Origin of the sequence: Acanthopleuribacter pedis, from assembly GCF_017377855.1 — a bacterium.
Lineage (GTDB): Bacteria > Acidobacteriota > Holophagae > Acanthopleuribacterales > Acanthopleuribacteraceae > Acanthopleuribacter > Acanthopleuribacter pedis.
In genome coordinates this window covers 182494-203299 of sequence record NZ_JAFREP010000001.1, presented here as the reverse complement: position 1 = coordinate 203299, position 20806 = coordinate 182494, and the positions used below count along the sequence as shown (strand labels likewise).

Genomic DNA, 20806 nt, shown 5'->3' with positions numbered 1-20806 from the left:
GCATCCAATCGCCACCGTCAGTGGTAGACTAGTCCCCTTACGCCGTTGCCTTGGCGGAAATTTGGTTGTACCGCGACAGCCAACCCCCACTTTTTCAGCAAGCAGAGGTACTTGAATCTTGAGTAACGCAGAAACCGCGCCGAACGGAAAACCCGATAGCGAAACCAAAGCCAATAATTTTGTGCGCACCATCATTGAAGAAGACCTGGCGCGTAACAAGTACCAGGGCCGAGTGGTCACCCGGTTCCCACCGGAACCCAACGGCTACCTGCACATCGGTCACGCCAAATCCATTTGCCTCAATTTCGGCTTGGCTCAGGAATTCAACGGCCAATGCCATTTGCGCTTTGACGATACCAACCCCACCAAAGAAGATATTGAATACGTGCATTCGATTCAACAAGATATCAAATGGCTTGGGTTCGATTGGCAACCCAATCTCTTCCATGCGTCCCAATACTTCGAGCAGTTTTACGAAAAAGCGGTGTTTCTCATAAAAAAAGGTAAAGCCTACGTTTGCAGCCTCAATGAAGAGGAAATCCGCGAATACCGCGGTACGGTCACCGAACCCGGCAAACCCAGCCCCTACCGCGCACGTTCGGTTGAACAAAACCTCGATTTGTTCCAACGCATGCGCAATGGTGAATTTGAGGACGGTACCCACGTCCTACGGGCCAACATCGATATGGCCGCCGCCAACATGAAAATGCGTGATCCCTTGCTGTACCGCATTCGCCACGCGCACCACTACAAAACCGGCGACGCCTGGTGCATTTACCCCATGTACGATTTCGCCCACCCGTTGTCCGACGCGTTTGAAAACATCACCCACTCGATTTGTACGCTTGAATTTGAGAATAACCGGGAACTTTACGACTGGGTGGTTGCTGAATGCGAAACCGAGGCGGTTCCACGCCAATACGAATTCGCACGCCTCAACCTCACCAACATGATCATGAGCAAACGCAAACTGTTGCGCCTGGTAAATGAAGGCCTTGTCGAGGGCTGGGACGATCCCCGCATGCCGACCATTGCCGGTTTCCGACGTCGCGGATACACACCTGAATCCATTCGCAACTTTTGCGACATGATCGGGGTCGCCAAAGCCAATAGCACGGTGGACCTCGGCCAGCTCGAATTCAGCGTACGCGACGATTTGAACTTCAAAGTGCCGCGCGTGTTGGCCGTCGCCAAACCCCTCAAGGTCGTGATTGAGAACTATGAGGAAGGCAAAGAAGAAAACATCGAGGGTTCGTTGTACCCACACGATGTGCCGCTGGAAGGAAGCCGCACCATTCCGTTCAGTCGTGAAATCTACATCGACCGCGACGACTTCATGCTCGAGCCGCCCAAAAAATTCTTCCGTTTGGCGCCGGGCCGCGAGGTTCGCCTGCGGCACGCATACATTATTAAATGTGAACACGTGGTTCAAGACCCTGAAACCGGCCAAATCACCGAGCTTCGCTGTAGCTACGATCCCAACACCTTGGGAAAAACACCCACCGATCGCAAGGTAAAAGGCACCATCCAGTGGGTGTCGGCCGCTCATGCGGTCCCAGCAACCCTGCGTTTTTACGACCGTCTCTTCACCATGGAGCGGCCCGACCTCGCCGAGGGTGAGTTCACCCAGTACCTCAATCCCCACTCTCTGGACCTTGCCGAGGGTTTCGTCGAACCTTGGGCCGCAACCCGGGAGCCAGGCACCCGCTTTCAATTTGAGCGGATTGGCTTTTTCATCCGAGACACCAAAGACGGGCGCGACGTACACCCCGTTTTTAACCGTATTGTCGGCTTACGCGACTCTTGGGCCAAACAATCCGAACCCAAATCCGAATCGCAACCGGCCAAAACCAAGGCGACACCCAAGGCGCCGGCGCCGGCCAAACCCGCGGTGAAACGCGATCCCCTGGCCGATAAATCTCCCGAAATGGCCGCGGCCTTCAAACGCCTGAAAGAAACCCACGCGGAACTCGGCGACAACGATCTGGACGTGCTCACCACCGATGCGGCGCGCGTGGCGTTTTTCGATGCGGCCTTGGCGGAACTGGACGACGCCAAACTCATCGCCAAATGGATGAACAACGAAATGGCGCGCGAGCTGAAAGAGAACGGCTGGGGCGCGCTGAAGGCAACAGGCCCACAATTGGCCCAACTTCTTATTTTGCGCAACAAAGGGACGATCTCGGCCACTATCGCCAAAGACGTCCTTGCCGACATGCTGGTCAGCGGCACCGATCCCCAAAAAATTGTCGCCGCCAAAGGCTTGGAGCAGGTTAGCGACAGCGGCGCCCTCGAGGCCGTTATTGACGACGTGATGACAGCCAACCAAGCCGAGGTCGACCGGTTCCGCAACGGGGAAAAGAAACTGATGGGTTTCTTTGTCGGTCAAGCCATGAAAGCCACCAAAGGCAAAGCGAATCCGAAAATGATCAACCAACTGATTCAAAAGAAACTCAACGGCTAAGCTTTCACAAACAGCCCAACCCAGACACCAAAACCCCGCATCGGCCTTCCCGGTCGCGGGGTTTTTTGTTGGCTCAGCCCATCCATCTTATTTAAAAACATAAACTTGGACGCCCCCCAAAAAAGCACCTACCACCGACGCCCGAAACCCGCTCTTTTTTGAACGGCGTGTGTCCGGGCCGGCCCGTTGGACACAACTCACACAAAACCACAACCGTTCTCAAAAACCGCCTACATACGGACCGATCACGACACGCACCTTCCCAACAGGGTTTTTTCCTAAACTGCGCACCAGCACAAAAGGGGAGGAACCCATGTTAACCACTTTGTGGCTGGTCTTTCTGCTAGCCGAACCCTTGCCGCTCGAGGGCAAACCCGCCGCCGGCTTTACTTATGATCGCTTTCGCAAGGCACGAAACCTGTGGCAAAAGGCCTGCCACGGCCACGGCATCGCACATCCCGCCCCGAAACAACCGGGATGGCTGGTTTCCGAGTGGCAGGTCACCATTGATTTAGAAGGCCATTACGCGACCCCTTGGACGACCCGCGAGATCCCGCTAAAAGTATGGCAAGCAATCCGTGAGGACGGAACCGCCCTCTGGCAAAAAGCCGAACGAGAACGCGGGGGTCAAACGCAATACGAAGAAGTCGCCCTGGTCTCAAACACGGCCAAGTTCCAAGATTACGGAAAAAGCGCCTGGCGTACCCTCGTCGAAGATTCCGAAGGCCGGGAATGGAAATCGTGGCGCCGGAATTTAGACCTGCTCGAACCCCAACTTCTTCTGGCGCGAATGGCGAAACGCCTAAACGGCTTACAATGGCTTGGCGAAAGTCCCGATGAACCCGAGTTAAACGTCTTGAGTTGGTCGGAGGAGAACGGTCTCGTTCGAACCCTCTTCATCCATAAAAACACCGGCTTGTTGGACCGCGTTGAAACCCTGTTCCACCATTATGGTTTCGGCGACCAAATCGATACCATCCGGTTCAGCGATTACCGCGCGATCGCGGGCGGCCAAGTTCCTTTTGTGATCAAGGAGCGCCGCTACCGTGACGGGGTCGGCCTCGCCACCCTTTGGCAACGCCGGGCAGTAGAGAAAGAACAAGACCAACCGGAAAAACATCGTGCCATTTGGGGTGGACCCGCGGAATTGCCCGTGCCGGCGGATGAATTCCATTGGTCGGCGCTGGGCCATCATGTCTACGCCGTAACGGTTGCGGCGCATAATGCCAGGGTATTTATTGTGGCTTTCGCCGACCACAGCGTCGTGCTCGATGCGGTCGGCGACAGCCAAACCGGTGAGGCACTTTTGGCATTGGTGGCCGCAAAACTCCCGGATCAGCCGGTCACCAAATTAGTGATCTCCCATTTCCACCCGTTTTATACCTGGGGCATTCGGCCTTATGTACAGCGAGGTGTTGAGATCATTACGACCCCCACTGTCGAACCCTACCTTCAGCGGGTTACCACCAATCCACATGCCGTATTACCGGATGCGCTCTTTCTTGATCCCCAATCCTTAAACCTCACCCTGGTCAAGGAATCATTGGTTCTTTCCGACGGGACGAATCACCTCGAAATCTACGATATCGGCGAGCTGTCCAACCACACACCAGAATACTTGGTCACCTTCCTCCCAAACCTCAAACTTCTGATTCAGGGGGACTTGCTTTGGATGCGACCGGACCGTCCCCAACATCGCGCTTCATCCCGCGCACGCGGGTTACACACCGCCATCGAAGCACGGGAGCTCGATGTCCAGACCATCGGGACCACCATCGACCACGAGAACTTTTTAAACTGGGTTCCCATGGCAACGCTGACCCACGCGGTCGAAGGAGGAAACGGTACTTTTGATGCCACCGCCCACCAAACGGAAGACGTCACCGCCGCGACACGGAACCGTCCGCGCACAAAGACCCGGGAACCTTAAGCAAGCAGTACGCGCGGCGAAGTGCGAAGCAATGCGAAGGTTTTCAAAAGATCCGCAAATCTCCTTTTTTTCTCCCATTTTTCTTCAAATTCGGGACTTAACTTAGGAAGTGTCACGGCACACCTCGCCGGCTAACTTTCGGACGGGCAAGGAAAGAGGGGATAAACCGGCGGGGTGCTCTGTGATCATCACAAATCTGAAAAACAAAATAATCCGCGGCAAAAGACGAACTTCAGCAACCCAAGCTCATTTGCAGCAGAACCACCAAACTCATCTTCACTTTCATCCAAGGTCCTCGTGCCGCGAAGCAACCCTTCCCGCTTCGCGGCCATTTTTTTTTGTGCCGGCGGGTCAAGACCGAAAGAGGTTTTTTAGCGAAGGTGCCAAATCAGCTCAACCGCGTCGACTTTTCCTTTGAGGCCGCCGTCCAAGGGTTCTTGATCGAGCAGAACCATTTCGTAATGGTCGCGGTAATGTTGGGCAATTTCGGAGGCGGGAATCGCAAACGGCGGTCCTTCCAATTGATTTTGGTCGTACTCAAAAGCGATCAAAAGTTGGGGCGCGCTACCGCTGATGTTGCGCAAATGATCGGTGTAACGGCGACGCATCTCAAACGGAAGCGCAACCAAGGCAGCACGATCATAGACACCGTCGACCGGGCCCAGGGTCTCAAAGTCGAGTGCAAAAAAATCCCCGACATACACCTCAAGCCCTTCTGCATGATAACGAATCAGGTTACCCACCGTCGTGGTTTCCGGGCGCAAGGCCAGTTCCTCAAAAAGCTGGATGACGGCCGCCTCGGCTAATTCGGCACCGACGACCCGGTAACCCAACTGGAGCAGCCAGGCGATGTCTTTGGTTTTACCGCAGAGCGGGACAAAAATGCGGTTGCCGGGATCGAGCTTTAATCGCTGGAAATACTTAACCAAAAAGGGATTGAAATCGTCCTGATGAAACCCGATCCTGTTTTCAGCCCAGCGTGACAACCAAAATTGAGATTCCATGAAGGCTCCTTTAACCATTGTGAGGAAAACAGATGGATGGTCCGACGCCGGCCTTGGCCCGCCAAACGCAACATGGCCGAAATGCTCTCACAGAATGATGAGGGCGCAAACCCTAAATCAAGCCGAAAAAGCCATGCTCCGTATCATTTGGAATGACGGACCTGCCGGTAACGGTGGTTAGCTTGGTGCTGCCAAGGCCGCCGGCACCTCACCGTTTATCACGGTCCTTAGCCAAGTACGAACTTGTGTCACATCAGCGCTTTCAATCACGCTTAGGATCTGTTCAGAGAGCACCACATTTTGTTGCTTGAGCAGCTTCAGCAACGCTTCGACCATGTCGGGTTTCATTTCCTCTCGGCCCTCTTCCCGGCCCTCTTCCCGGCCCTCTTCCCGGCCCTCTTCCCGGCCTTCTTCCCGGCCTTCTTTCCAACCACGCTCATGACCCAGTCGTTCAATACTTGTGATGTAAGGCATTTGCTTTTCTCCTTCGAACGCCGCTAAGGCTTGATGAAACTGTTGGGTTAAGTCCGGCGGGAGTTGCATCACCCAATCAATGAACCGGAAGATGGTCAGGATCTCGTCTTTGGAAAACCCTTTCTGATACAGCAGTTTTGTAAGTGTGAGCTTTTGTCCCAGCCGATCAAATGGTTTTTTTCGGGTTTGTTGTGCGAGGAGATGGGCCGCGGTCACCAACGCGAACGCCGCGCGTGATTGGAGCAATTCCTCCAAGTCGGGCTCATAATCCGTCAATTTAATGATCGGGTAACGAAGTGACAAGCGCAAATCCCAAAGTTCCGATTCATAACAATCGGGTCGCCAACCCCGCACCAAATCGCCCAGCAAAACCAGGGTCCAAATCGGCTTACGGTATTTGTCGAACAATCGGTAGTAATAGGTAAAGATCCGCTCGGGCAAATCGGGATCCTGTTGGTTTTGAAACTCAATGTGTATGTAAACGAGCCGCGTTGATCCCTCTTTGCGATGGACCTCAAACAATTTGTCGACCTCTCGTCGCCCGGTTTGCCCTTCCGGGAACAGTTTGGGCAGCTCTTTATCCAAACACCGAACCGGCCGCGACCAATCAACGGCTTCATAAACTTTGCCGCGATAAAAGGCCAACATTTCGGCGAATAGGGTTTCGCTGATCTGCTTCCAAGGACTGTCGAATTCCTGCATGATACCTCCTTACAGCCTAAGCAGAGACAACCCATGCCAAGCAATCAAGGGCCTTTACAAGACGGAGTCTCTCTTTTATTAGACTGGTTGCGCCTACCCTAAACCGGCTCGAAAAAACCCCAACATCAAATTTGAAGATACTTTTCTGTCGCAAGTTACAAGAAGCGCAAATCAACAGAAGGCCTCGCAAAAACTCAAGTCTCGATATTTCCCCGAGGAACACATGCGCACCATTTCTCATATATACCTTGACCGCACAGAACCTCTAGGTCTCAAGATCAAGCTTCCACCTCATACGCGCACCATTTCTCGACCATTTCTTTCAAACTTCAATGTTTCTCCGCATTTTCTTCAATTTAGGAGACCAAATTGAGAGAAGTCAGGCGACGGAAGCGGACGCAACACACAGACGGGCACATCAGTTGAAGCGAACGCAAAACACCCTGGTTTCCTTTCCCCCGGCAGCGGACACTCCACCCCCGCGTCGACGAAACCCCCGGCCTGAATCCTCCATACCAAACAAAAACAACACAGTCCTCCTCACGCAACCCAACCAACCCTCCAAGGCACGTCTTCAACCCACCCAGAAAGACGGGTCAACATCCATCCCTTCAGCTCGAGCCACCAGAACCGAGCTTTTCGCCCGAATTTCTCACAAGGAATTCTGCTGCGAAGCCGAAAACCATGCGATTACGAGGGGGCGGCCATCCGCCTTACTCGGTCGAGCCGCCTTCGGCGTAGCACTGCTACGCCGAATGGTCGGACCCCTATGCCGCCTCTCGATCGTAATCTTTGTACTCACAAGGCTTTCAGCTCCTCGCGACGAATCCTTGTGAGAAATTCGGGCTAGCCGCGAAACAGCTTTATTGTTTCGCGGCTATTTTTTTGCTTCCCCGCTCAACCTGCCGTTTTTTTGGCAACCAGACCTGAAACTCGGTAAAAGAACCCATTTCCGAACGCACTTCCAGTCGACCACCGTGTTGCTCGGTGACCACGTCGTAGCTGATCGATAGACCCAAACCAGAATTGCCCGCCCCACTGGGTTTGGTGGAGAAAAAGGGCCGAAAAATGTTCTGCACAATTTCCGCGGGAATCCCCGGCCCATTATCGCGAACCGTCACGTTCAACCCGTCACCGGCCACAAGCGTGGTTACCGTGAGCACCGCACGATAGTCGGAAACCTCCTGAAACTTCACGCACATCGCATCAAAGGCGTTATTGGCCAAGTTCAAAAAGACACGGCCAAGATCCTGAGGTACCACCTCAATTTTGGGCAAATCCTCGGCGAACTGTTTGTGGATTTGAACGGGAAAGCGGTGTTTGGCGGCGCGCATACCGTGGTAGGCCAGGTGAATCGACTCATCCACCAATTGGTTGAGATCCGTCGGTTGGGGGACCGGGGTGCCGCCCTTTGAAAGCATCATCATGCTTTGAACAATGGCGTTGGCGCGTTTTCCATGGTTAAAGATGATGTCCGAGTTTCGCTTCAAATCAACGCGGGTCGCATCAAACTCTTCTCGTTCCTCCCCGGTCAAGCGCGCCGACAGGGAAGACAGCACGGGTTCCATTTCCTCAATTAACTCGCGGTTCAACTCTGAAAAGTTGTTGATAAAACTAAGCGGGTTCTTAATTTCGTGGGCAATTCCGGCGGTAAGCGTCCCCAAGGACGCCATTTTCTCCTGTTCGATAAGTTGCATTTGGGTCCGCTCCAACACCTGGCTTTTCTCGGCCAATTCGTGCGTACGCGCCTCAAGCTGGGCTTCCAGGGTTCGCTGCCGGGCGCGCATGTCGGCAACCAAACGCGCATTTTGGATCAACCCGGCCCATTGGGAAGACAAGAGCAAAAGTGTCTCGATGCGGTCGGCGGAAAAAGCACCTGTCGAAAGGTTGTTCTCAAAGTACAGAATCGCAATGGGTTGGCCCTGGTCGGCCAGCGGCATACACAACACGGAAGCGGTTTGATTCTTGGCAAAATACGCCTCCTCCCCAAAACTATGATCACGACAAGCCTCACTGAGAACCACATGGCGGCCGGTGCGTAGCACGAACTGCACCACGGCCGGTGCAATTTGGTCGCTTTGTTCCAGGGGTAACCCCTGCAGCAAGGAAGGCGACTGATTCCCAATATGACACGCGCCTTCAATCAACCAGCGCCCTTCCTTCTCCAACAGCAACAACCCTTTTTCAGCGCCAAGGTGTTCCAAGACGAGGGTCAACAACTTTTCCAACAAGGGCCCTAATTCCATTTCACCCAAAATCACTTGGGCGGCTTGAACCACGGAAGCACCATCAACGGCCTCAATGGTTTCGTCGATGGTGGTGGACGTCCCTGTATAGCCGCCGCTGGATTGTTCCAAAGTGTTGCGCACCAAATCGTAGGAGCGCATGGCGATGCTGGGGTGAATCGATTGGATGTGCTTCACCTTGGCCTGAGCACCCCATAGCTGGTAGTCGTGATAGGCATCCTGAAGATAGTGGCGCGCCACCTTTTCATTTCCCATCTCAAAATACAAAGTGGCGCATAATTCATTGGCAAGCGCCCGGTCCTGCAGAAAGTCGGCCGCCCGTGCCAAGGATAAAGCTTGGTCAAATAACGCTCCCGCGCGGTACTTGTCACCCAGCACGCGCTCCCGCTCCGCCTCGACAAGGCAAACCTTGTGACGAAAGTTCATGGGCGCATGTTGCTTCCACTTGCGCAGGCGATGTAAGTCGCCGGGCAAGTGACGCAGCATGCGACGCGCCACCTCGCGAGGTTCCCCCGCCGCCAACGCCAGCTTGATCAGACAGCGCCAAAACACAAGGCGGCTGTCGTGAAAAAATCCCATCACCCCTTCCCGATGGAGGGTTGCCGCCTCAATTTCACGGTCGGCAATGTCATAGCGGTGGAACATATAAGCCAACACCGCTTTATTGAGGGCCACACAAAAAAGCGCGTGTTGATCATCCGCCGCGACATGCTCGGGTACCATGTCCACCTCGCGATAAAACGGCCCGGCAAGCACCCAAGGTGTTTTATCGACCACCATTAAGTAATGAACGGTTTGCATAAAAATACGGTGATAGGCAGCGGTGGTCTGTTGTTTGAGTTTGATCATGGCATCGTCGTATTTGCGCATTTCCAGCAGCAGATTGGGCAAATGCGCCCCACTGAAATAGGCAAAAGCCGAACGAATGTAGGCGGCATGGGCGGCATATTCAATATCGCCGGACTCGTTCAACGCGGCAAAAGCCTCGCGCAGCGGCTCCAATACCTCGCGAAGATGTTGCCGCCAAGGCCGAATAAAACCATAGACCACAAAAGCAATTCGCGTTTTAAAGCGCCGTTCATCCCCCCGTTCCAACAAAGACAGCGCACAGTCACCGAATTGGTTGCCGCGCTCAATTTGCCCCATGCCACCGCACAGGACCAAACCGTAGCAGGCAAAGCCGAAACTGGATACAGGGGCTTGCCCAAAACGCAAGGTGGTCTCGACCACCCGGAAAACAAGATAGGGAAACAAGGAGGGTGCCGCGCGGTAGGTCGCGGAAAGCAGACTGCTAATCACTTCCATGAGGGCGCGTTTGGCAGGATCACGCATGGGCGGGAGTTCAATTAAGTAGGACGGCGGTTTGCGAACCAACAACATTTTGGTGCGTAGATAGGCCGGCCACAAATGCCGCCGGGAACAGTGCTCCGGCAAAGAACAACCCAGCTCATTTAAAAAAGGTCGGGCTACTTCGACGGCCTCGCGCATTTGGTTGCGCATCACCATCGCGTCAATTTCCAAAGCAACCACTTTCACTTTGTCCAACAAGGAACCGGCCCGCTCGTGAACCACCGCCGCCAGGGTGTCCATTTCGGAAAAGTTGGTGGTCAAAAATGCGGCTTCGCAACCCGCCTGAAAAAGCGCCAGGGTTTGGGCGTAACAACGCGACCATCCCGAATCGCCCACCCATTCAATGCCTCTCCGAAAAAAGAGAAAAGCCGGCTCATAGGCGGCAGCTTGCAGAGAACGTTGCCCGGCTTCTAAATTTAAGGCGGCCAGTTGGTCGCGTTCAGCGGGATCAGTCACCAAGGCGCGGCCTTTGTTGAAGTGATTCACCATGTCGAAAAAACCTGATTCGTGCGATTCCGGGTTGAGATGTTTCCGCGAACATTGCGCCAAATGGTAATGCATTTGCTCGCGGTCCGACTTGGGGATCAACAGGTAAGCAGCTTGGCGGACCAAGTCGTGGAGAAAATGGTAAAACACCGGCGGTGAATCCGACGCAACTTCGTACCGATAGGTTTGATCGTGGGGAACGATGAGTTCGGCTTCTAAGGCGGGCCACAAGTAAGATGCGGCTTCGGCCTGGGTTTCGGCCACGGCCGCGGCCAAAAAAGGAAGGGAAAATCGGTAACCGATACAAGCCGCCGCTTGAAGGGTTTTCTGGGTCGCGACCGGTAACCGCCGCATGCCCGTCGCTAAAAATTCGAGCACGTTTTCAGTCCGCCCGGTCTCATCAGCAGTGGATAAATCCCACGACCAGGCTCGGTTCTCGGTGTCAAAAAAAAGGTGTCCACCCGTATCGAGATCACGAATAAAACGGCTGAGATAAAACGGATTTCCATTCGTTTTACGCATGCAGAGATCGGTTAGCGGCAAACAACAACGCGCGGAACAGTTCAGCGTCTCGGCGAGAAATTGATTGACATGAAGCGGTTCCAAATGAGTGAGATGAAGTGTGTCGTACTGGAAACCGGCTTTATCCAGGGTCATCAAGAATTCGTAAAGAGGATGGACCACGTCCAACTCCTGATCTCGGAACGCACCAACAAGGGTCAAGTAGGCGACAGCGCGTTCCAACAACAAACGAGACAAGAGTTTAAGGGAAGCACGATCCGCCCAATGAAGATCGTCGAGAAACAAAACCAAGGGATAGTCGGCGGTTGGCAAGGCATGGATAAATTGCTGGAAAACCAGATGGAAGCGGTTGCGAGTTTCCGCGGGAGATAATTCCGGCACGGGCGGACAGGGCCCTAATAGATCATGCAGCTCGGGGATGACGTCGGCAACCACCCGCGCTTGATCGCCCAAGGCTTCCACTAGGGCGGCGCGCCGTTCGGAGCGTATGGATTCGGGTGCTTGAACGACCTCGCGAACCCATCGGGTAAAGGCTTCAACCATAGAGGCATAAGGCACGTTCCGTTGCATTTGATCAAACTTCCCGAGGATAAAGGCGCCGTTTCGGCGAACAACGGGACCACGCAGGCTTTCCACCAAACTGGATTTCCCAATGCCGGCGGCACCCGAAACAACCACCAAACCGACCTCGCCGTCACAAACCGTTTCGAAACGTGCCTGAAGCGCACGTTTGGATGGCTCGCGACCATACAACTTTTGCGGTAGGTTCAACTGTTCAGCCACATCATCCCGACCCACTTCAAAAAATGAGGGAAGGGTTTCAGCGCCCAAGAGGTGCTGCCGGCAGGCCTCCAAATCAAGGCGCAAGCCACGGTGGCTCTGGTAACGATCTTCCGCATGTTTGGCCAACAATTTTTCAACGATCCGCGCCAAAGGCTCGGGCACCATCACCTCGAGATCGTGAAGGAACGGGGGGGCTTCCATGATCTGACGGTGCATCATCGCCATTGGATCTTGAGCTGAAAAAGGAAGCCGACCCGCAAGCATTTCAAAGAAGGTAATACCCAGCCCATAAAAATCGCAGCGGTAATCAAGCATCCGACGCAAACGCCCCGTTTGCTCGGGCGCCATGTAGGCCGGGTCTCCTTCCCGAAACTGGGAATGATCACGCCGGAGCAACGAGGCAACCCCAAAATCAATGAGCTTCAGTTCACCGTTGGATGGGTGAAGCAGCACATTGGCAGGATTGATGTTTTTGTGGATAACACCTTGTTCAAAAAGATAGTTAAGCCCTTCAATCACCGCTAAGGCAGTGGCGAAAAAGAAGTCCATCTCCAAATCGCGACCTTTTGGAAAAAGATGCAAAGCGCGGCCCCCAAAGTCCTCCAAAACAAGGGCGAAACCGCCGGCGGACTCCTGAAACCCCAAGGCTGCAATCACGCGCGTATGACGGAGTTGTTTGAGAAGCTGATACTCGCGCTTGAGCCGACGCAAGGCGGTTGCCTCAAGGGCTGCCGGACCGATGGTTTTGAGTACCACGGGCTGTTGGTCGCTTTCCCGTAGGGCGCGATATACCAAAGACTTGGTCCCCTCATAAATGGGTTCAAGAATGCGATAACCTTGAACTGCGAGCGACATTGAATCATCCTCGAAATAAAGAACACGGCCACGAAACGGCTTACGTGAACGGTCGGGTATCGAAAAGGGCAACCACAAACCCATCAGCGCACGGGACGTGCATGCGGGAACAGTCTCCCATTGGAGGCAGAGGCTTGATAAAAATTAATCAAAGAGTGTTAACGGTATTGTGCCACATTTTTTGGTTGGGCTTTGCCCGTAATCGTCCGAAGCTGTGTTGGAACAGGTTCCAATCAACAAACAATCCTTTCGCGCTCGGCCCCCATTCGTTGACGGCAGGGCAAGGAAGGTCCCAAGCGTTTCAACCCGATTGAGGGCGGCTGTTTTTCCCAGTTTTTCGCAAAGTCGCTTGATGATTTTTTTTACCCCCAATCCCCATCATTTACACCCGATCCTTAAAATTTACGGGTAGCACGGCCAAACCACACTCGCGCTTCGTGAAGGGGTCGGTTAAACTATGGGTCATCACCCCTGGACGGAAACTTTTTGTTGAGCATGATGCGTTGGAACCGGCGGTTCTCCCCGAATTGGCTTATGGACTTGCGGTTGCTGCTTGCCTTCACGTGCTGTGTCCTGCCGGCTTGGGCTTTGGACCCGAATCGTGAGATTTCGCAGTATGTGCATGAGGTATGGCAGGACGACCGAGGTTTGCCCCAAAATACGGTCAACACCCTGGTACGCGACAAAACGGGTTATCTTTGGATCGGAACCCAAGAAGGATTGGCGCGATTCGACGGCTCCCATTTTCATACCTTCAATCGACGCGAGATGGCCGATTTCGACCTCAAGGAAATCAACGCCTTGTTTGCAGATCGCAAGGAAGGCGTGTGGGCCGCCAGTCAGGGCTATGGATTCATCCACCTTGCCGAAAACCGCGTCATCAATTACAGCCTCGGCGAAGGTACCCAGGCCGTGTTTATCAACGCCTTGTACCAGGATCACGACGGGCGTGTTTACATCGGCACCAACCGCGGATTGTGGATCCTCCAACCAGGCGACCAGGAAGCGCAGCGGGTCGCCGACGACCACCCTCTGCGCAACCAGGAGATCCATTGTTTCTTGGAGATCGAGGCAGGCGCCTTTTGGATTGGAACGGGCCAAGGATTGTTCCGATTTGAGGGCGGCGCGGTGCGGGTGGTGAGGTTCACCCAGCGCGACCGCGGCTATCCGATCAGCGCCTTGGCCGGGGATCAAAACGACGGCGGTTTGTGGATCGGCACCGCCGGCTGGGGTGTGCGGTTGTTCGACGGCGAACGGGTGGTGCGTACCTTGACCCGCGATGAAGGGCTGATCAACAACCAAATCGCGGCCCTCACCGTGGACCGCGACGGCAATTTATGGGTCGGCACCGGACTGGGTGTTAACCGGGTCAACGGCGACCGCATTGCCACGTTCTCGGTTGAAAACCAACTTTCGTTTCCAGCGGTCTTGTCCCTGCTCGAGGACAACGAAGGCAACCTTTGGATCGGCACCCTGGGCGGCGGCTTGAACCAATTACGCGACGGCGCCTTTACCCCCTTCAGCCGCCGTCAAAACCTTCCCGGCAACGAGACCATTTGTCTGACCCAGGATCCCAAAGGGCGCTACTGGATCGGGACTGCCGGGTTTGGGGTTGCGATGATGGAAGGTGGCGCCATCACCAACTTCCGCCGCGAGGACGGCCTGCCTAGCAACTTTGTGCTCAGCACCTATTGTGATCGCGACGGACGCATTTGGATCGGCACCGACAGCGGCCTGGTGGTTCGCGAGGGTGATCGCTGGGTGGAACCCTTTTGGACAGACAGCTTGGGTAGCAAATTTATCCGCGCGATATTCCAGGACAGCGAGGACCGCATTTGGATCGGCACCCAAACCGGCGTTTCCATTTTCGACGGTTACCAAGTGGTCAATTTCGGCAAAGAAAGCGATATCCGAATCGGAACCACCCGCGCTATTTTAGAAGACCCCCAAGGTCGTATCTGGATCGGCGCACGCGACGGCGTTTTTATGTTCGAAGGAACCCAACCCCGCCAACATTACGGCCCGGATCTTGGCCTTTACGACACCTTTGTGCTCAGTCTCCATCTGGACCAGGACGGCATCCTTTGGGCCGGCACCAACGCCCACGGTATTTTCGGTTTATTCAACGGACGCTTTCACGGGGTTGGTGAGCATTTAGGCCTGTTCAACGACAGTGTGTTTCAAATTGTCCGCGATCCCAACGACACCTTTTGGATGAGCTGCAACCTCGGCGTTTTTTCGGTCCAGCGCCAAGCACTGATCGACGTCATCCAGGGCAAACGCGAGCGGGTTTTTTCGGAGATTTACAACGAGGCCGACGGGCTTCCCAGCCGCGAGTGCATCGGCGTCGGCAATTCATGCAGCCTGGTCGATCAAAACGGCCACATCTGGTTCCCAACGATCAAAGGGGTGGCCCGCATCAACCCCTTGCAAAAGAACCATTGGCAACGCGAGGGACGGATTCTGGTCGAACAGGTCATCGTCGATGAAAAAACCATATTTCCCGAAACAGATGGAACGGTAACCGTCCCCGCCGGCAGCGACCGCATTCGCTTCAGGTACACCAATATTTTCTTTTCCCTACCCCATCGCGTTCATTTCCGCACCAAACTCGAGGGTTACGACGATACCTGGATCAACCAAAACGACGACCGCGTCGCGGACTACACCAACCTTTCACCCGGCAATTACCGATTTTTGGTGGAGTCGGGAATTCGCGAGGGTGAATACCACGGGGGCGCGGTGGCACTACCGGTTTATGTCAAACCCCATATTTATCAAACCGCCTGGTTTATGATCCTTTGCATTTTTGCAGGTATCTTTTTGGTATGGGCCGGTGTTCGACTCAAAGTCAAACGCTTCCAAATCCAACAAGTCCATCTCGAGGCCCTGATCGATCAACGCACGGCCGAGCTTAAAGCCAGCAACGACGCCTTGGCGGAAACCACGCTGCAATTGCGTGAAATGAGCGTTACCGACCCCTTGACCGGTTTAAAAAACCGCCGCTTTCTCAAAGACCTCATGGCTTCGGAAATCACCCATCCCCCTCGCGTCCTCAAAGAACGCCGCGGCACCCTGAGCCAAGCCCCCCCACGTATCTTTTTTCTCATGATGGATCTGGATCACTTCAAATCATTTAACGACCAATACGGGCACAATGCCGGCGACATCATTCTTAAGTCGGTCAGCCAATTGCTTTTGGAGACCTGTCGCGATTCGGACGTGGTTACCCGCTGGGGCGGGGAAGAGTTTTTGATTCTGTTCCGTCACGCCCCCGAGGATTTCGCCCAAAACATGGCCGAACGGATTCGCAATTTGGTCGCCGATTACCCCATCGAACTCGACAGCGGCGAGCAGGTCCACATCACCACCTCCATCGGTTACGCCCACTTCCCGTTTATGCCCGACAACCCCTTCCAATTCAGTTGGGAAGAGGTGGTGAATATCGCGGACCACGCGCTCTACGCCGCCAAATTCAGCGGTCGCAATGCCTGGGTTGGCTTACGCGCGGGCTCGAATGAACCCGAGCAAAACTACAACGACCTTATCGTAGACATCCCCGCCCGTTTGGCAGACGGCTCGTTGATGGTCGAAACCTCCCTCGATCTAAGCACGCTGATTTGGGCTAAAAATTAATCGAAACCACCCTTCGTGTTAGGCTATAAGTCACTTTGAACAAACACCCGAGAGAACGCGTGGCGAAACAATGGAACAAGTAGGTATTGTGGTTATCGGTGCCGGTTGCGTGGGTGCCGCCGTCGCTTACGCGCTGCGGAACAGCGGTCGGGAGGTCTTCGTTCTCGAACGCGCGCCGCGCCCTTGTATGGGCATGAGTAGCCGCAACTCAGGCGTGGTTCACGCCGGGATTTATTACCCCAAGGAAAGCCTCAAAACGCGTTTGTGTCGTCGCGGCAACCGTTTGCTCCATGAATTCGCCCCCAAACACGGGGTTCCTTTCGAAAAGGTCGGCAAGTACATCGTCGCCCATGACGCGGCGGCCTGCGCCACCCTTGAACAGTTATACCAACACAATCTTGGTGCGGTACCCCTTGAATGGCGCACGGCGGAACAGGTACCCAACGGTGTCCATTGTCGCAAGGCTTTGTTTTCACCGACAACGGCCATCATTGATCAAGACAGCTTGGTCAACAAGCTCCTCGAGGAGAGCGGGGCCGAACTCTTGCTTCATCAAGAAGTTACCTCGGTCACGGCCGAGGAAAACGGCGTGATCCTGACCATTAACGGCGAAACCTGCCGCGCTTCCTGGGTTTTCAACTGCGGTGGATTGGACAGCGATCAACTGTGCAACCACACAACCCACTTCTACGCGCGCGGGGTTTACTTTCAAATCAAACCCCCACCCGGCATTCAGTTGCCCCACCTCGTGTACCCGGCGGTGCCCAAGGAACGTGAAACCCTCGGCATCCATCTCACCTGCAACTTGGCCGGCGAATGGTATCTCGGCCCGGATATCGAATGGATCGATACCCCGAGTTACGGCGTCGACCCCAACCGAGCCGACGCTTTTTACCGTGCAGCGGTCACCTATCTCCCCTGGCTAGAGCGAAATATGTTGCAACCGGGATACGCCGGCGTTCGCGCCAAACGCAGCCGCCACCACTTTTCAGACTTTCTTTTTCATCGTGAGGGGCGGCTGGTCCACTGCCTCGGAATCGAATCGCCCGGTCTTACCGCCGCCATGGCAATCGGTGAAATGTTGGCGGCCGATTGCATCGCTTAAAACGGGCTCGGACTGTAGAAGGTCACCCGTTCGCCGCTTTGGGGATGGGTTACCGCCAAACGCTCCGCGTGAAGCTGCAAACGATCCGCCATGTGTAACGCCTCGAGGTCGGCATAAAGACGGTCCCCCAAAATAGGGTGACCCAAGGCCTGCATATGAACGCGTAGCTGGTGGGAGCGACCGGTAATGGGACGCAAGCGCATCCAGGTTCGATCGATTTCTCGGTAAATTACCTGCCAACGGGTTAAGGCGTGGCGACCGTTTTCGTGGTCGACCATCTGCTTGGGCCGATTGGGCCAATCGCAAATCAAAGGGAGTGCGACCTCCCCCTCGTCGGGATAGACATGACCGGCCACAATCGCAATATAGCTCTTCTCAACTTCTCGGTCATGAAACTGACGGCTCAACTCACGATGAACATCGGCATCCAAAGCAAGCACCGAGACACCCGAGGTTTCCCAATCAAGCCGATGAACCGTGCGCGCCCCCTCAAACCAGCGTTGCGCGCGCAAAGCGAGGGAGTCCTTATGTTGAGGTGAGCGGCCGGGAACCGAAAGCAAACCGGAAGGTTTATCCAGCACCAACAAGGCCTCGTCTTGAAACAGAATATCGAGCTCTTCAGCAGCATCGGCGACGGCAACTTCCGTAACCATGGTTTTCCCTCGCTTACTCCAGCATATCCATCCAGCGGCTCAGACGATCCCGCACGGCCATCAGTTGGGCGACTTTGTCTTTTTGAATCACCACGACTTGCCCTTTACCGCTGGTTGCGTTTTGGAACCTAATCAAACTCAGGCTGTTAAAGTACTTAAGTGCATTACTGAAGGTGACATGGTTAATGGATTCCGGCAAGCGAATTTGGCCCACGGCAAAAAACAATTTCCCTTGGTTCATGCACTGTTTGAGCAGAACTTTGCGGTCGATGGGTTCGCTCTCGCTTAACTCAAGCAAAACCTCGGCGCACACAAAATAGGACTCGAAAAAGTTGAGCAGCATATGGCCGTTAATCGCAACCAAGTCCCGGCCGTAACGCCGTTCCCCGTCAACAATCAATTCGCCCTCACGACGTACACCACCCATGACAATCAAGGCCTTCAGTGCCTTTTCCATGTCTGCTTCGGCCGGGTAATCACCTTGAATAATGAACTCTTCGTCCAAAGTCTGGAAAACCTCACGCGAGAAGGTGAGGATTTTTTCAAAAGTTCGTTCTTCGGGTGCCAAGCATGCATAGGCGGTTGAGAACAGGGCCAGTTCAAGGATGAAGTGCAAACCGTTGTTCTTGTAATACTCCATTTCGACCCGTTTGTCTTGAGGAATATTGATAACCGTCCGCTTAGAAACCTCAACGGTGACCACCGTCTCCCAGGTCTTGAAAGTTTCCAAAGCATTCATCAGCGCCAATTCCAGCTTGGGTTCCGGGAACGCCAAATCGACGCCGCGATTTTTTAGGTAACGAACCGAAACACCAAAAAGGGTTTTCAGATCGCTCAGGGTCATCCCACGACGGTGGTTGCCGAGCAAAATACCGGCGATGATGTTGCCGGCGGTGAGGGTCACCCGATTGTTCACCCGGTTAAGCACATCGGAACCAAGGCGGTGAACAAAAGGAATTTTGGTTTTGAAACCTAAGTCACCTTTGGTTAAACCCTCGTCGGCAATGCGCTGGTTGAGGTAGATCGGCTCGTCGAAACGGAGGCGAATGTAGCCATGTTTGCGTTTGAGAATCTTGCGGGAACGAATGACCGAGGTCAAACTCTCTTGCTCTTTTTCCTTACCGCTCCGCTCACGCAGATAGGATTGGCCCTCGAACACCTTGCCGTAGTCAATGGTGACCGGCACCAAAGGCAAATCCTCGACGATCCCCTGCCGCCATGCATCAATGACCATGCTCAACATACCCACCTTGGGATGGAGCAACTTGCCGGTTCGGGATCGACCGCCTTCCATAAAAAACACAAGCACGTGCCGTTCCCGCAAGATGTGTCGCAGGTAGGCTTCAAAGACCAGCGGGAAAATCACCTCGCCCTTGAAGCTGCGCCGGATGAAAAAGGCGCCGGCGCGTCGGAGCAATGGTCCCAACGGCCATTTGGAGAGGTTTTCCCCCGCGGCAAAACGCGGGTAATTCAACCCTTCTTTTTCAAATAGATACGCAAAAACCAAATAATCAACGTGGCTGCGGTGGCAGGGTAAAAAAATCACGGGACCGGCTTTGGTCATCTCGCGCACCCGGTTCAAATCTTCTTTGCTGACGTCAATGCCTTCAATGGTTCGGGCCCACACGTAGCCGAAAAAAATACGCAACAGGTTAATGGTGCGCTCACTGGTATCCGAGGCAATGTGGCGCAGGTTTTTCTCGGCTTCCTTTCGCACGCTTTCCAGGGAACGGCCGGTGCGCTTGGCAACGCCGCCCAGTTCGTTGTTGAGCCGGCGTTCTTTGAGGATTTTGCGAACCTTGCGCTCCACGGAGCGTTTGGTGGGTCCGCGGTAAGCGGCATCTTCATTGTTGAGGTGAAGCAGGAGTAAACGGCCGAGGCGCTTGTCGATTTGATCCTCGGTCAAGTCGCGGTACTTCTCAAACTCAGCATTAAGATCCAACGACTTAGAGAAAATCATGCCGCCTTTTTTCACATTAATCAGCAACTGAAGTAACTTGCGCAAACGACCGGGAATATCGTAAGTGCCGAAGAAGATTTCATAAAAGTTGCGGCGTGTCCCGCGCTTGCGGCGCCGGGTCAAAAAAACCGAGGTCGGAACCAAGGTGGTGTGGTGCTCGCGTTTTTCTAAATTTCGCGAAATGCGACCAAAGGTGCCGTGGTAGTAGTACACCTTTTTGGTCCAGGCAAAACGGCCGCCGCGTTTCATGAAAATAAAAGCGTCCTCGCCGCGGTCAACCGCCTCAATGGCACGCGCCAACTCCAAATTGCGGCGTTCTTCAAAGGATTTGGTGAGGCCCTCACGGTAACAGGCCCAGGCTTCTTTGAAAGGCAACACCCAAAAAGGACTGAAGCCGTGGGTGTTGCGGATCGGACGCAAACCGTTGCGCTGCAAGTATTCGTTGACCACCATGAAATTGATAAAGGAAACCACGTGGCCGACCAAGAGGATCTGACCGTCTTTTTGGCTTTGCCGCAACGCATTGAGATCGACATTCAGGGCTCGGACACGAGCCGCCCAAGGCCGCAGAATGAACCATATCAATTTGTAGATAAGACCAAAATCCTTCTGTTCCGCTGACATAAATGCATGCTC

The 20806-nt window shown here is 54.3% G+C and carries 9 protein-coding genes; 4 read left to right on the top strand and 5 right to left on the bottom strand.

Annotated features, from left to right (window positions below):
• Positions 1-118: 118 nt before the first annotated feature.
• Together J3U88_RS00640 and J3U88_RS00635 are read left to right on the top strand one after the other, a co-directional pair.
• Positions 119-2464, top strand: a complete 2346-nt coding sequence (locus tag J3U88_RS00640) for a glutamine--tRNA ligase/YqeY domain fusion protein (RefSeq protein ID WP_207856181.1) — start codon at positions 119-121, stop codon at positions 2462-2464.
• A 313-nt stretch (positions 2465-2777) separates the two neighbouring features.
• Positions 2778-4394 (top strand): MBL fold metallo-hydrolase, encoded by a 1617-nt coding sequence (locus J3U88_RS00635; protein ID WP_207856180.1) that lies wholly within the window; start codon positions 2778-2780, stop codon positions 4392-4394.
• 371 nt (positions 4395-4765) lie between these two features.
• On the opposite strand, the gene tmpT is transcribed toward J3U88_RS00635, so the two are convergent.
• The 3 genes from tmpT to J3U88_RS00620 form a co-directional block, all read right to left on the bottom strand.
• The gene (gene tmpT, locus J3U88_RS00630) at positions 4766-5398 is read right to left on the bottom strand and encodes a thiopurine S-methyltransferase (RefSeq protein ID WP_207856179.1); all 633 of its coding nucleotides are present in this window, start codon (positions 5396-5398) and stop codon (positions 4766-4768) included.
• 177 nt (positions 5399-5575) lie between these two features.
• On the bottom strand, positions 5576-6574 hold the full coding sequence (locus J3U88_RS00625) for an RpnC/YadD family protein (RefSeq protein WP_207856178.1): 999 nt from the start codon (positions 6572-6574) through the stop codon (positions 5576-5578).
• Positions 6575-7437: 863 nt separating this feature from the next.
• Positions 7438-12816 carry a trifunctional serine/threonine-protein kinase/ATP-binding protein/sensor histidine kinase gene (locus tag J3U88_RS00620; RefSeq protein ID WP_207856177.1) on the bottom strand — a complete coding sequence of 1793 codons (5379 nt, stop codon included), beginning with the start codon at positions 12814-12816 and terminating at the stop codon, positions 7438-7440.
• 648 nt (positions 12817-13464) lie between these two features.
• Between J3U88_RS00620 and J3U88_RS00615 the strand changes: the two genes are divergently transcribed.
• Positions 13465-16452 (top strand): ligand-binding sensor domain-containing diguanylate cyclase, encoded by a 2988-nt coding sequence (locus J3U88_RS00615; protein ID WP_207856176.1) that lies wholly within the window; start codon positions 13465-13467, stop codon positions 16450-16452.
• Positions 16453-16522: 70 nt separating this feature from the next.
• Positions 16523-17557 carry an NAD(P)/FAD-dependent oxidoreductase gene (locus J3U88_RS00610; protein ID WP_207856175.1) on the top strand — a complete coding sequence of 345 codons (1035 nt, stop codon included), beginning with the start codon at positions 16523-16525 and terminating at the stop codon, positions 17555-17557.
• Here the strand turns inward: J3U88_RS00610 and J3U88_RS00605 are convergent.
• Both J3U88_RS00605 and J3U88_RS00600 read right to left on the bottom strand, forming a co-directional pair.
• Positions 17554-18210 carry a pseudouridine synthase gene (locus tag J3U88_RS00605; RefSeq protein ID WP_207856174.1) on the bottom strand — a complete coding sequence of 219 codons (657 nt, stop codon included), beginning with the start codon at positions 18208-18210 and terminating at the stop codon, positions 17554-17556. The two genes, J3U88_RS00610 and J3U88_RS00605, sit on opposite strands and share 4 nt — an antisense overlap.
• A 13-nt stretch (positions 18211-18223) precedes the next feature.
• Complete coding sequence (locus J3U88_RS00600) at positions 18224-20794, bottom strand: 1-acyl-sn-glycerol-3-phosphate acyltransferase (RefSeq protein WP_207856173.1); 2571 nt, start codon at positions 20792-20794, stop codon at positions 18224-18226.
• Between the last annotated feature and the right edge of the window lie 12 nt (positions 20795-20806).